Annotated in this window: 16 protein-coding genes; 2 read left to right on the forward strand and 14 right to left on the reverse strand. The window is 42.8% G+C overall.

Going from position 1 to position 12,103, the window contains the following annotated elements; genetic code table 11:
• Window positions 1-391: 391 nt before the first annotated feature.
• From BK582_RS21350 to BK582_RS21380, 7 genes are all read right to left on the reverse strand, one after another.
• A complete protein-coding gene (locus BK582_RS21350) occupies window positions 392-922 on the reverse strand; it encodes a spore maturation protein (protein ID WP_078596969.1) in 531 nt (176 codons plus the stop codon).
• Window positions 923-927: 5 nt separating this feature from the next.
• Entirely contained in the window at window positions 928-1,518 is a 591-nt protein-coding gene (locus BK582_RS21355) for a nucleoside recognition domain-containing protein (protein WP_078596970.1), read from the reverse strand.
• Window positions 1,511-2,662 (reverse strand): D-alanyl-D-alanine carboxypeptidase family protein, encoded by a 1,152-nt coding sequence (locus BK582_RS21360; RefSeq protein ID WP_078596971.1) that lies wholly within the window; start codon window positions 2,660-2,662, stop codon window positions 1,511-1,513. The genes BK582_RS21355 and BK582_RS21360 overlap by 8 nt, the downstream gene beginning before the upstream one ends.
• A gap of 174 nt (window positions 2,663-2,836) precedes the next feature.
• Complete coding sequence (gene spoVAE / locus BK582_RS21365) at window positions 2,837-3,187, reverse strand: stage V sporulation protein AE (RefSeq protein WP_078596972.1); 351 nt, start codon at window positions 3,185-3,187, stop codon at window positions 2,837-2,839.
• Window positions 3,184-4,203, reverse strand: coding sequence for a stage V sporulation protein AD (spoVAD, locus tag BK582_RS21370; protein WP_078596973.1), 1,020 nt, complete (start codon window positions 4,201-4,203; stop codon window positions 3,184-3,186). Before spoVAD ends, spoVAE begins: the two co-directional genes overlap by 4 nt.
• 11 nt (window positions 4,204-4,214) lie before the next feature.
• A complete protein-coding gene (spoVAC, locus tag BK582_RS21375; protein WP_078596974.1) occupies window positions 4,215-4,679 on the reverse strand; it encodes a stage V sporulation protein AC in 465 nt (154 codons plus the stop codon).
• Between the two features lie 19 nt (window positions 4,680-4,698).
• Window positions 4,699-5,145, reverse strand: a complete 447-nt coding sequence (locus BK582_RS21380) for a YhcN/YlaJ family sporulation lipoprotein (protein WP_078596975.1) — start codon at window positions 5,143-5,145, stop codon at window positions 4,699-4,701.
• A 148-nt stretch (window positions 5,146-5,293) separates the two neighbouring features.
• On the opposite strand from BK582_RS21380, the gene BK582_RS21385 reads away from it, so the two are divergent.
• Entirely contained in the window at window positions 5,294-6,001 is a 708-nt protein-coding gene (locus BK582_RS21385) for a DUF421 domain-containing protein (protein WP_078596976.1), read from the forward strand.
• A 65-nt stretch (window positions 6,002-6,066) separates the two neighbouring features.
• Here the strand turns inward: BK582_RS21385 and BK582_RS21390 are convergent, their stop codons facing one another.
• The 4 genes from BK582_RS21390 to BK582_RS21405 form a co-directional block, all read right to left on the reverse strand.
• On the reverse strand, window positions 6,067-6,948 hold the full coding sequence (locus BK582_RS21390) for a superoxide dismutase (RefSeq protein WP_078596977.1): 882 nt from the start codon (window positions 6,946-6,948) through the stop codon (window positions 6,067-6,069).
• Window positions 6,949-7,095: 147 nt separating this feature from the next.
• Window positions 7,096-7,593 (reverse strand): DUF3907 family protein, encoded by a 498-nt coding sequence (locus BK582_RS21395; RefSeq protein WP_078596978.1) that lies wholly within the window; start codon window positions 7,591-7,593, stop codon window positions 7,096-7,098.
• A gap of 116 nt (window positions 7,594-7,709) precedes the next feature.
• Entirely contained in the window at window positions 7,710-8,321 is a 612-nt protein-coding gene (gene scpB / locus BK582_RS21400) for an SMC-Scp complex subunit ScpB (protein WP_139368279.1), read from the reverse strand.
• Window positions 8,302-9,078 (reverse strand): segregation/condensation protein A, encoded by a 777-nt coding sequence (locus BK582_RS21405; protein ID WP_078596980.1) that lies wholly within the window; start codon window positions 9,076-9,078, stop codon window positions 8,302-8,304. The genes scpB and BK582_RS21405 overlap by 20 nt, the downstream gene beginning before the upstream one ends.
• A gap of 389 nt (window positions 9,079-9,467) precedes the next feature.
• Here BK582_RS21405 and BK582_RS21410 point away from each other — a divergent pair, with 389 nt between their 5' ends.
• Entirely contained in the window at window positions 9,468-9,995 is a 528-nt protein-coding gene (locus BK582_RS21410; RefSeq protein WP_169911191.1) for a DUF309 domain-containing protein, read from the forward strand.
• Window positions 9,996-10,059: 64 nt separating this feature from the next.
• Here the strand turns inward: BK582_RS21410 and BK582_RS21415 are convergent, their stop codons facing one another.
• The 3 genes from BK582_RS21415 to BK582_RS21425 are packed head-to-tail and all read right to left on the reverse strand — an operon-like array spanning window position 10,060 to window position 12,097.
• A complete protein-coding gene (locus tag BK582_RS21415) occupies window positions 10,060-10,401 on the reverse strand; it encodes a GNAT family N-acetyltransferase (RefSeq protein ID WP_078596982.1) in 342 nt (113 codons plus the stop codon).
• Window positions 10,402-10,413: 12 nt separating this feature from the next.
• Window positions 10,414-10,881 (reverse strand): 6,7-dimethyl-8-ribityllumazine synthase, encoded by a 468-nt coding sequence (gene ribH / locus BK582_RS21420; RefSeq protein WP_078596983.1) that lies wholly within the window; start codon window positions 10,879-10,881, stop codon window positions 10,414-10,416.
• Between the two features lie 22 nt (window positions 10,882-10,903).
• Window positions 10,904-12,097, reverse strand: coding sequence for a bifunctional 3,4-dihydroxy-2-butanone-4-phosphate synthase/GTP cyclohydrolase II (locus tag BK582_RS21425; protein ID WP_078596984.1), 1,194 nt, complete (start codon window positions 12,095-12,097; stop codon window positions 10,904-10,906).
• Window positions 12,098-12,103: the final 6 nt, after the last annotated feature.

Genomic DNA, 12,103 nt, shown 5'->3' on the forward strand with positions numbered 1-12,103 from the left:
AAGCGTGCTTCTTCAAAGCATCCTCGAATAAGCTGTCCAACGAGCATAACTTCATGAAATACTGCGAGTTGCCTCGACGGACAAACTCCGAAGCGATACTTGTAGAGGAAGAGGCAGTGCTTGGGCCTGCGGTTACTCGGCCCAAATTTACGCTTCGAAGCTAACGCAGGCAGCATTTGCTCCTGCGCCACTTCGTTTGCTCGTCGCAGGTAAAGAGTGTCGCTCGTAAAAAAGGCGCTTCCGCTCTTCTTATTAGTTTTGGGCTAACACTGCTTGTTCAAACGTTAATTTTATCTTTTTTTCCTGCAGGAAACAAATAAAAAGTCTTCCATGCTTTAAAAGCATGAGAAGACCTGAAACGTGTTTTGATAGGGTCCTTTTTTTCAGAAACTTACAGAAAAACAAGTGACACAATAATAATAGCAGCTGTTATTCCAATAACATCAGCTATGAGTCCTACTTTAAGCGCGTCTCCCATTTTTTTTATGCCGACTGCCCCGAAATATACCGTAAGAACATAAAAGGTCGTATCTGTACTGCCCTGCATTGTAGACGCCAGCCTGCCTATAAATGAATCCGGCCCATGGGTTGCGATAAGGTCACTCGTCATCCCGAGAGCCCCGGTACCTGATAAAGGCCTGATCAATGCGAGAGGAACGATTTCTGCCGGAACTCCGGCCATTTCCAGCGCTGGCCTGAAAAGAGAGACGAAGAATTCCATGGCACCTGATTCCCTGAATACCGAAATGGCCACCATCATTCCCACAAGATAAGGAATAATAGAGAACGACATCTTAACGCCCTCTTTCGCCCCTTCTACAAATATCTCGTATGTTGGAACTCTTTTAAGTGTGCCGGCTACAAGCACAATAGCTATAATTAAAGGAATCAGCCAGACGGATATTGCAGTGATCCATGCCAAAGTGCTCACATCCTTCGGTTAGTTCTCCGGTAATGAAAATATCTGTCTGTTAGAATTGCTCCCGCCGTTGAAACAGCAGTGGCCAGTATGGTTGTCCCGACTATTTCTGTTGGAGATACAGAACCATACTGCATTCTTATTGAAATAACTGTAGTCGGAATCAGAGTTATGCTTGCAGTATTTATCGCCAGCAAAGTTATCATTGAACGACTGGCTTCATTGCTTCCTCCATTCAGCTTTTTCAGCTCTTCCATTGCTTTTATTCCCATCGGAGTCGCCGCATTGCCAAGGCCGAACATATTTGCACTCATATTTGATAAAATATACCCCATTGCCGGGTGGTCCTTCGGTATATCAGGGAAGAGCCTCTTTGCCACTGGCCTGAGCACCCAGCTCAGAGCGCGGAGAAGGCCTGCTTTTTCAGCGATTCTCATTAAACCGAGCCAGAACGTCAGGACACTGATCAGCCCTATGCAGATAACAACCGCTTCCTTCGCGCCATCAAATACCGCGCTGTTGACTTTATCCATTGTCCCATTAATCCCTGCAAAAATAATCCCTATTACAAACAGTGAAACCCAGATAATATTAACCACCTGATTTCACTCCCGCTGCCATAAACAACTGCTCGAACCAGGTTTTCCAGAACGGCTTTTCCTTTGGTGCTTCCTCGGTATACCTGAGAGGGATGATACCTATCGTTTCATTGTCCAGTTCAACCTGGACTGTACCAATCGGATACGGATGGCCTTCTTCCTCCCATCGCCCGTCTTCAGGTGGCCGATATAAGGATACTATTTGTTTTACTTTGTTCTCCTCTTCTTCGGAAACAGGATAGCTGAATGTATATTCTGCTATGATTTTATTATGGTAGTAATCATCTTCTATATCTTTAACAACACCTTTTTTAATGATGTCCTTTACTTCGAAACTGTTAAATCCCCATTCAAACATACTGATATGGTCGTTCCAGTCACTGGGTGCGTTTATCGTGACTGCAATAAGCTCGTTGCCGCTTTTCTCCGCTGTTGATACAAGAGTCCGTCTCGCACGTTTCGTATATCCGGTTTTCCCTCCGGTAGAATGTTTATAAAGCTGTGTCAACAGCCTGTTCTTATTGTTAAAAACACGGTAGCTTTCATCTTTGCTTACAGAACGGTAAGATTTGGCCCCGGTGATTTCTCTGTATAAGGGATCATTCATCGCATACCTTGTCAGGACTGCCATGTCGTAGGCAGTAGAGTAATGTTCTTCGTGATCGTCAAGACCATGAGGGTTGGCAAAAACAGTGTTATTCATTCCCAGTTCCCTGCGCTTTTCTTCCATCATGTAAACAAACCCTTCAAGACTGCCTCCAACATGTTCAGCAATTGCCACGGCTGCATCATTACCGGAACGGAGCATAAGGCCGTATACAAGATCCTTCAGCTTAATTTTTTCTCCTGCAACTAAATATATTGATGATCCTTCCGTGCCCTGCGCGTTTTCTGATACAGTTACCCATTCTTCCATCTGGCCGGATTCAATAGCAATAATTGCTGTCATAATCTTTGTAATGCTGGCAATACGCATAGGTGTGTCCGCTTCCTTTTCGTAAAGTATCCTTCCGCTCTCCTGCTCCATAAGGATTGCTCCTTTTGCCGAGACATTACCAGGATAAACAGCAGCTGAAGCCGGCAGCTGAAGGCCTGAAGCAATGAATGTTATTATGAGAATCACTTTAATTATTTGTCTGCTCATCAGAATCCCCCAGGGTACCTTTTTGTACAAGTCTATGCGGCGCCTCTTAAGTTATGTCCACTTGAATCAACAAGACCAGAGAGGAGGCTTATCTGTACAAAAAAAAAGATTCTGATTATGGAATAGGAATTCTCATAATCAGAACCTTTTTTACTTGGCATCCTCTTACTTCGCTTAACCTTTCGGCTTGAATACAAGAGCGGCAAGAAAACTGAATATAATAGCAGCTGAAATACCAGCACTGGTCACTTCAAAAATACCTGTGATAATTCCAACCAGCCCATTTCTTTCCGATTCTGCCATAGCCCCGTTCACAAGTGCGTTACCAAAGCTTGTAATTGGCACAGTCGCGCCAGCTCCTGCAAAGTCGATCAGCGGCTCATACAGTTCAAGCCCCCCCAGCACTGCACCGGCAACTACAAGAGTACTCATTGTATGTGCTGGTGTAATTTTCAAACCGTCCATTAATAACTGTCCGATGAGGCAGATCGTACCTCCAACGATGAATGCCCACAGAAAAGTCACGATGAAATACCTCCTTGCATCTCAATAGACACAGCATGCGCAATACAAGGAATGGATTCCTGCTGCTGAAAAGTAAGCGGGGATAAAAGCGCTCCCGTAGCTACAACCAGAATCCTGTTTAATTCTCCCCGTTTCATTCTATTGAGAAGATGGCCATACGTAACAGCAGCGGAACAACCGGAACCACTTGCCCCTGCCATTACTTGCTGATCCTTTTTGTACAGAAGAATACCGCAGTCCATAAACTGATTTTCCTGGACTTCCAGACCTTTTTTTTCAAAAAGTTCAAGAGCTATATTTCTCCCGATCCTCGCCAGATCCCCGGTTACAATTAAATCATAATAATCCGGAGGCAGGTTTCGATCCTGCAGATGTGCTTCAATGGTGTCAACCGCTGCTGGTGCCATAGCCCCTCCCATATTAAACGGATCTTTAAGCCCTTCATCCACGACTTTACCTATAGTAGCTGAAGTGATTGCCGGACCTGCTCCTGTTTTACTTAAGATAGCTGCCCCCGCAGCTGTCGCTGTCCGTTGTGATGTTGGAGGTTTCTGTGCACCGTAATCATTAGGATAACGGAAGGTTTTCTCAACGGCTCCATAGTGGCTTGCAGATCCTGTCATAACCTTATCTGCACCATTGCTGTTCAGGATGAAGGCGGCCAGAGCAAGTCCTTCCATAGATGTTGCACACGCACTAAAGAGCCCGAAAAAAGGAATATTAATTTTTCTGCATGCAAAACTTGTGGAGGTAATCTGGTTTAAGAGATCACCTGCAAAAACGAACTGGATATCATCTTTCGTCATGCCTGCTTTTTGCATAGAAGTTTCACAGGCATTCTCAAAAAGCACTTTCTGTGCTTTTTCGTAACTGTCTTCACCAAACCACTGATCTTCGTAAAAAGCATCAAAATCTTCGGGAATGGCTCCCTTTTGTTCAAAGGGGCCGCCTATCACACCGGTTGAAATAATCACCGGCTTTGTTTCAAACAACCACGTTCTCTTACCTGTAAGCATCCTGGTTCCTCCTACATTCCGAGTAATGTTCTTACAAGAGCGATGACGAATGCGGCAACTGTGCCAAAAACTATGACTGATCCTGCCAGCTTAAACATGTTGGAACCTGTGCCTAAAACAAGTCCCTCTGTGCGGAATTCAATCGCTGCAGAAGCCATCGAATTAGCAAAACCAGTAACTGGTACAGCGCTCCCAGCCCCTGCAAACTGGCCAAAACGACGGTACACCCCAAACCCTGTCAGTAAAATAGCTATAAAAATAAGAGTGGCCACCGTTGGGTCTCCTGCAGTTTTTTCAGTAAAATCAAAGAAATACATATAAAAATTCTGTACAGCCTGTCCGAAGGTACAAACAAGCCCCCCGATAATAAATGCTTTTAAGCAATTTATCCCTATAGGCCTTTTTTCCTCATGCTTTGCGGCAATCTGCTGATACTCTCTTTTTTGCTGCTCTTTATTTTGCTGGTTTTGATCCATTTGCTCCGCTCCTTTACTTTCAGCCTTTCATGTCCTTGTCTGCCTTATCGAGTTTCTTTTTTAATTCTTCCTTTGTAATCGTCCTGTCATTTACTGAACTTTCAAGACGGGATAAATCCCTGTTGATTTTTTTGTCTGTTGAAACGTGCACAACCGCATCTTGATTTAACTTCTTAGCCCGTTCGTGTGCCCCTTTTCTAATCTTCTTTAAGAAGAGACGGTCAAACCCCGTTACGGTAAGTGTTATATATACTTCATTATCAATTTGCACCGCTGTTACAGCATCAACTTCCTTCATACGTTCCAGTTCTTCCTTCATCCTCTTTGCGTCCTGCTGCGGTACTTCAGCATAAACTGGTTCCTGAGTGCTGCCAAAGGCCCCCTGGTTTGCATCATTTGTCTGACAGCCTCCAATTAATGAAATTACCGCCATGAAAAATATAATTGCCGTTCTGGCTGATCTCATTTCTGTCTCTCCTTTCTCGTAGGTTTTATTATTTTGAAACAGAAGAGAAATATGTACGGTGGCGAATATTACTCTGCCTTTAAATATTTTATGGAAAATCGCAGAAAATAACCGGACAAAGTAATATGTACGGATGGAGGGATAGGTTTTGGATACAAACTTCACTTATTTAACAACTGAGTTGTTTTTTGGATTTATAGCACTGCTCGTTTTAACAAAAATACTGGGGAAAACACAAATATCCCAGCTTACTCCTTTTGACTTTATTTCTGCCCTTGTCCTTGGAGAGCTTGTAGGAAACGCTATTTATGATAAGAATATCGGACTGAACTATGTTTTATATGCAGTCTTTTTCTGGGGGACTTTAATAGCTGTAGTGGAAGCAATCACACAAAAATGGAAAAAATCGAGAGGTATACTTGAGGGAAAACCTTCAATTGTTATAAAAAGAGGAATTGTCGACAGGGAACAGCTGAAGAAAAACAAGCTTGATCTTAATCAACTGCAAAACCTGCTTCGAAATAAAAATGTATTTTCCATTAACGAAGTTGAATACGCCATCCTGGAAGCAAACGGAACCGTCAATGTATTAAAAAGGTCACCTTTTCAGACTGTTGAAAAAAGAGATTTCACAACTACCTTCTCTCCTGCTGTACTTCCGGTCTCTGTAATTCTGGACGGGGAATGGGTGGAGGATAATATTTCCGAAACACCATTCACTAAGAAACAATTAGAAGAGGCTCTGCTGCTGAAAGGCCTGAGGGCAGAACATGTTTTATACGGAGAATGGTCTTACGAAAACCAGCTTTATATTCAGACAGCCCATTCCCCGTATATAAAATATATAGATATATAAAAAGCTTCTTAGCAGAGGGGTCAATTAATAATTTGACTCTCTTCAATTCTGCTGTAATAAATCGATTAAATGTCTTTGACTATACTGAACCTCGCCCCGGCCCATGACCAGTTAACAACATTCCACCAATTAGTCACGTAACTCCCCCGGTCGTTCTCATACTGAAGATAATATGCATGCTCCCAGACATCGAGAGGGAGAACGGGTATTACATCCCACTGGCTCAGGTTCTGGTGTTTTTCAGCTGTAAGGATCTCCAGTCTTCCTGCCTGTGATTGCCACACAAGAATAGCCCAGCCTCCACCCTCTACATTTTTTGCCGCCTCCGAGAACTGAAGTTTAAATGTACTGAAATTATTAAAGTCTTTATTTATCTGCCTTGCTATGGCTCCTTCAGGTTCTCCGCCTCCTTTCGGCGACATGGCATTCCAGAACAAAGAGTGTAAATAATGTCCTGCACCATTGAAAGCGAGTTCCCTTTTCCAGTGCTTAATAAGCTCAAACTTCCGTTGGTTTCTTTGCTGCTGAAGTTCCTTTTCCGCTTTATTAAGCCCTTCAACATAAGATTGATGATGCTTGCTATGGTGAAGTTCCATAATTCGCCTGTCTATATACGGTTCAAGAGCATCATAGGAATATGGCAGTTCTGGGAGCTTATGCCCTCCCACTGGAACTCTGGCAACTTCGGGGTAAGCATTTTTACGTTCCGTCTCTGTTCCTGCTACTCTTCTACCGTGAAGGTAATGGCTGTATAAATGCTCAGCCTCTTTTTCCAGCTGCCTGAGAAAAGATGGATCCAGTATTTTTCGCTGACTGAGCATATAAAGGAGATTTTCAGCTTTCTCTGCCACATCTTTGTGTATGTTTGCACTGTCCTCCTTTAACTCTTCAGTAAAGTTCTCCAGCCAGACTGCTAAATCTCTGGCATAGTCTCTTTGTAAATCCATAATATCCCTCCCAGATTATCATTCACATCCTATCCTATGAAACTCCGGAAGAAAGCATGCCGTATTACTGTCCGGCTTTGCCTGCCAAATGCAAAACAAAAGAACATGGATTTTCCCATGCTCTGTTTTGAAATATCTATTATCTATTTAATAAGCGTCCCGCTGCTGTATTTTAGTACGATAATCTGTTTCATAGTATTCCAGTTCTTCTCTTACTTCCTGGATCGGTCCTTCCAGTTCTCCCATCAGGGTTTTCAGCTGGTCAGGGACGGGTGAGCGGAATTGTATCGCATTTTTCCCTGTATAAGCAGCCCGGCTGTCCTCATACCACACATCCAGTTTCGGCTGGAAAAACTCTTCAATACATTGATGAAAAATCCAGTATAAAGTTTTTTCAGCAGCACCTTTTCGAAAGGTTTCACTTCTTAATATTAAATTCCCGGATTCCTGTCCTTCATCAAAGAACACGAGAATTCTTCTGAACTGGTCAAGAATGTCTGTATAGTCCCCTTTTGAATGGTCCGCTCCTTCTTCCATCAGTTCTTCAAGTGTAGTACTGTTAAGATATTCCCGGAGTTTATCGGCCGAAGAATTTAATTTATCCACGGTAAGTGAAAGCTGTTGACGTACTAAATCATTCCCCATGATTTAATTCCTTCCTTTCATAATTGCCATATTATATATTATTCCATACAGTACATATAATGTCCTTCTTTTGGACACGAATGTTAATACTGGCCGGACTAGTACTCTGAACAGAGTCAGCCTTGCTGATGATCATCGTTTTCATGATCTTCCATCTGCTCCTGGAATTTTGACAGGAACAAATCCACCTCTTCTTCTGAATCCTCTTCCGAATCAGGAACCGGCAGCGGCGGGAGTTCTTCTGTGGACCGGAGGCCGAACTGTTCAAGAAATTCCTTCGTAGTACCATACAGAATGGCTCTCCCTGTACCTTCTGCCCGTCCTACTTCCTTAATTAAAGATTTAGCAGTCAGTGTTCTGATCGGCCGTTCCGACTTCACACCTCTTATATCTTCAATATCAACACGGGATACAGGCTGTTTATAAGCTATGATAGCCAGAGTTTCCAGCGCAGCCTGTGATAGTGTTGTCGAGGAAGGTGCCTGTACAAGACGTTTAAAATAAGGGGCATGTTCCGGTTTTGTAGTTAACTGATAAGCGCCTGCTATTTCTGTTATCTGAATTCCTCTTGATTCAGAAGAATAAAGTTCTTTCATTTCTGATATATAGAATTTAAGAGTTTTTCTGTCAATCTGAAGTACTTCCATCATCTGCTTCTCATCAAGTCCTTCTTCTCCTGCTACAAATAAAAGTCCTTCTATCACTGCTTTAATTTGATGGCTGTTCAACCTCCAGTGCCTCCTTTTCATGGATGATTATGTCGTCGAAATTAACGTCCTGGCTGCATATTATGCGGTCTGCTTTCATAAGTTCCAGGAGGGCCAGGAATGATATTACCATCTGGTATCTTTCTTTTTCCTCAAAGAGTTCGGAAAATCTTCGTGTCCCTCTGTGAGAACGGAGATTTTCCATAATTTCTTCCATTTTATTATCAATAGGAATTTCATCTCTCTGAATTTTTGATACGGCCTTTTTTCTGTCTTTTTTTCTTTTGCTGATTTTTTGGAAGGCAGTAAGCATATCATATATTGATACATTTATCTGACTCTGGTCTTCCTCGTTGTCTGTTTCCTTCAGCAAAGGTGTCAGGTCTGTCATTGGCTTTGAGAACAAATCGCTTCTTGCCCGTTCTCTTTCTTTGAGTTCTCCCGCTGCTTCTTTATATTTCTTATATTCAATAAGACGGTTCATCAGCTCATCCCGCGGGTCCTCCACTGCTTCATAATCATATTCCTGTTCCATCATTTCTTCTTCCTGTACCGGAAGAAGCAAAAGGCTTTTCATATGCAGTAATGTGGCAGCCATAACGAGATACTCGCTCGCAATGTCAAGCTGAAGTACTTTCATCGTATGTATGTACACCATGTACTGTTCAGTGATTTCTTTAACAGGAATATCATATAAATCAAGGTCATTCTTTTGAATTAAATGTAATAATAAATCAAGAGGGCCTTCAAAACTATGTAATTTCACACTGTATTGCATTATCTCACCATTCTTTCGCTCTTAGTTGTATTATAGCATAAAGTGAAACTTCCATCAGTGGGGTTTTGTTCCCCCCACTGATTGTCAGCTGAACCAATCGGGATGTTAGCGTCCTTTACCTTCCGCCTGTACATCTTTACTTCACCCACATATTTTAAGCCGGATGTTTTAACAGGCGATTACATCGGGATAAATCCCGGCAGGTCCGGCGCCATAAAATCCGGTCAGAATATATAATACTTAATGCATTTGTCCGCCCCTAAAGTCACCGGGCTTTAACAGTGCCATAAAACTATGGTAATCTATACATTAACCTGTACAGGCTGCCCGCTCCTCTGTATCCCCGGAGCTGCCTGTTTACGAGCAAATATTTATAGATGGAGGAAATTATGAACAGGAATTATCCAGAGGCTTATCTTGAATATTTATTTCATTTCCATGCCACCAGAGATTTTTTTGAATGCCATGAAGTGATGGAAGAGTACTGGAAAGCCAATAAAAACATTCGCTGGCTTGCTTTAATTCAGATAGCTGTCGCAGTTTACCATGAACGAGCCGGCAACATGCCAGGGAGCCTCCGTCTGTATCGAAAAGTATTATGCCATATAAGAAAAGATCCTGAGATTTTTGCAGGGCTTGGCATTAATACTGATGAACTTACTTCCATCGTCAGATTGAGGATTAAGAATATCATTGAGGAAGGTGTGTACGAACCCCTGAATCTCCCTATTAGTGACCCTGAACTTATAAAGAACTGTAAGGATATTTGCGCCCGGGCAGAACTAGACTGGTGTACTTCAGAAAACCTTGATGATAATGAACTGATTTTCAGACACAAATTAAGGGACAGGAGCGAGGTTATTGAAGAACGCCTGGCTTCATTAACTAATAAACAAAGAGAAAGGAAGGGTAGTTAACCCTGCCTTTCTCTTTTCTTTTACAGCTCTTGTTTATTCTATAGAATCCAGATCCGTATGTTAGTTATTTCTCTTTGCAATGTTCCAGAAAATCTTTTGTGTGCCTGGTTCCAAGAAGCTCTGCCCCAAGGGCCGTCTCTGCTGCCTGTATCATCTTAGTAGCGACACCTTCGTTACGGTAGGAAGGATTCACACTGAGGTCCTTCAGAACATAACTGTCCTGGGATTTTTCCACTCCTATAACTCCGACAAACGCTTCCTGCTTCCAGAGAAAGAGCTGGCAGTCAGGATCTGTCTCATAATGATCCACCGTCTGCTGAAGCTTTTTTATTTTTTTCTCGCCAGGCATAAAAGACAGTAAGCCCATTGCTATTTTCTCATGTTCCTTTTTATAGGGAACAAGCATAAACATCCCTCACTATGAAAAGCTTTTAGTTAAATTAGCCATTTCAATCGCTGAAACCCCTGCTTCATAGCCTTTGTTTCCAGCTTTCGTTCCTGCACGTTCAACAGCCTGTTCAATCGAATCGGTTGTAAGTACACCGAAGATGACAGGTATGCCGCTGGATAGTGTGATTGATCCAACTCCTTTGGCTACTTCACTGCATACATAATCGAAATGTGGAGTTGAACCACGGATAACAGTTCCAAGTGTTATAACTGCATCGTATTCCCCGGACTCAGCCATCTTTTTTGCTATTAATGGAATTTCAAAAGCTCCCGGCACCCATGCAATATCTACGTTCTCTTCATCCGCCCCATGGCGTCTGAGAGCATCCTGAGCTCCTTCAAGAAGCTTGCTTGTAATAAAATCATTAAACCTTCCTGTAACGATACCAAATTTCAGCCCTGATGCTACCAGATTTCCTTCAAAAACTTTTCCCATAATCATTTCCTCCTAAGAATAATTAAAAGTGCAGTATATGTCCCAGCTTGTCTTTCTTCGTTCTTAAATATTTATCATTATCTTTTGAAGAGGGAAACTGAAGAGGGACACGTTCCACAACTTCAAGATCATACCCTTTTAATCCTGTTATTTTGCGGGGATTGTTAGTTAACAGCTTCATTTTCTTAATCCCCAGGTCTCTCAGTATTTGTGCGCCAATACCGTAATCCCTCAGGTCAGGAGCAAAACCGAGTTTTTCATTCGCCTCCACAGTGTCGTAACCTTCCTCCTGTAGTTTATAGGCTTTCATCTTATTTAACAACCCTATGCCACGGCCCTCCTGCCTCATATACAGGACAACACCTGAGCCAGCGGCCTCAATCTGACTGAGCGCTGCGTGCAGCTGCGGGCCGCAGTCGCAGCGGTGGGAACCGAGAACATCTCCAGTGAGGCACTCGGAATGCACTCTGACAAGTGTTGGTTTCTCACTGTTTATATCACCTTTGACGATGGCAATATGTTCTTTTTTGTCCACTATGTTGCTGTAGCCGATTGCTTTAAAGTCTCCAAAATCTGTAGGGAGATCAATTTCCACTTCCCGCTGAACAAGTTTATCTTTCCTGTTACGGTACTGGATAAGGTCTTTTATTGTAATCATTTTAAGATCATGCTCATCTGCGATTTTTCTCAGGTCAGGCACTCTTGCCATTGATCCGTCTTCTTTAATTATTTCACAGATAACTCCGGCAGGTTCCGACCCGCACATCCTTGCAAGATCTACTGCAGCCTCTGTATGCCCCGCCCTGCGGAGTACTCCGCCATCCTTGGCCACAAGCGGAAAAATATGACCGGGCTTTTTAAAATCCGTAGCTTTAGTGTTACTGTCTATAAGGCTTTTAACAGTAAGTGACCTTTCGTGAGCAGAAATCCCTGTAGTCGTGAATTTATGGTCAATACTAACTGTAAACGCTGTACCATGAGGATCAGTATTATGATCAACCATCGGAAAAAGATCGAGCTGTTCAGCACGTTCCTGAGTGATTGGGGTACAGACTAAACCTCTTCCGTGGGTAATCATAAAGTTAATAACTTCAGGGGTGGTTTTGTCTGCCAGCGCCACAAAATCCCCCTCATTTTCCCGGTCTTCATCATCACAAACTATAACTACCTTCCCCTGCATCAGCTCGTATATCGCTTCTTCAATTGGATCAAACATGGAAAT

This window comes from Evansella clarkii, from assembly GCF_002019695.1.
In the GTDB taxonomy this organism is placed as follows: domain Bacteria; phylum Bacillota; class Bacilli; order Bacillales; family Salisediminibacteriaceae; genus Evansella; species Evansella clarkii.

Bases quoted from the DNA above. Each gene is read 5' to 3' on its own strand.
- BK582_RS21360 (WP_078596971.1), bottom strand. From the start codon at position 2,662: ATGAGCAGACAAATAATTAAAGTGATTCTCATAATAACATTCATTGCT.
- spoVAD (WP_078596973.1), bottom strand. From the start codon at position 4,203: ATGCTTACAGGTAAGAGAACGTGGTTGTTTGAAACAAAGCCGGTGATT.
- spoVAC (WP_078596974.1), bottom strand. From the start codon at position 4,679: ATGGATCAAAACCAGCAAAATAAAGAGCAGCAAAAAAGAGAGTATCAG.
- BK582_RS21380 (WP_078596975.1), bottom strand. From the start codon at position 5,145: ATGAGATCAGCCAGAACGGCAATTATATTTTTCATGGCGGTAATTTCA.
- BK582_RS21390 (WP_078596977.1), bottom strand. From the start codon at position 6,948: ATGGATTTACAAAGAGACTATGCCAGAGATTTAGCAGTCTGGCTGGAG.
- BK582_RS21395 (WP_078596978.1), bottom strand. From the start codon at position 7,593: ATGGGGAATGATTTAGTACGTCAACAGCTTTCACTTACCGTGGATAAA.
- BK582_RS21405 (WP_078596980.1), bottom strand. From the start codon at position 9,078: ATGCAATACAGTGTGAAATTACATAGTTTTGAAGGCCCTCTTGATTTA.
- BK582_RS21410 (WP_169911191.1), top strand. From the start codon at position 9,468: ATGAACAGGAATTATCCAGAGGCTTATCTTGAATATTTATTTCATTTC.
- BK582_RS21415 (WP_078596982.1), bottom strand. From the start codon at position 10,401: ATGCTTGTTCCCTATAAAAAGGAACATGAGAAAATAGCAATGGGCTTA.
- ribH (WP_078596983.1), bottom strand. From the start codon at position 10,881: ATGGGAAAAGTTTTTGAAGGAAATCTGGTAGCATCAGGGCTGAAATTT.
- BK582_RS21425 (WP_078596984.1), bottom strand. From the start codon at position 12,097: ATGTTTGATCCAATTGAAGAAGCGATATACGAGCTGATGCAGGGGAAG.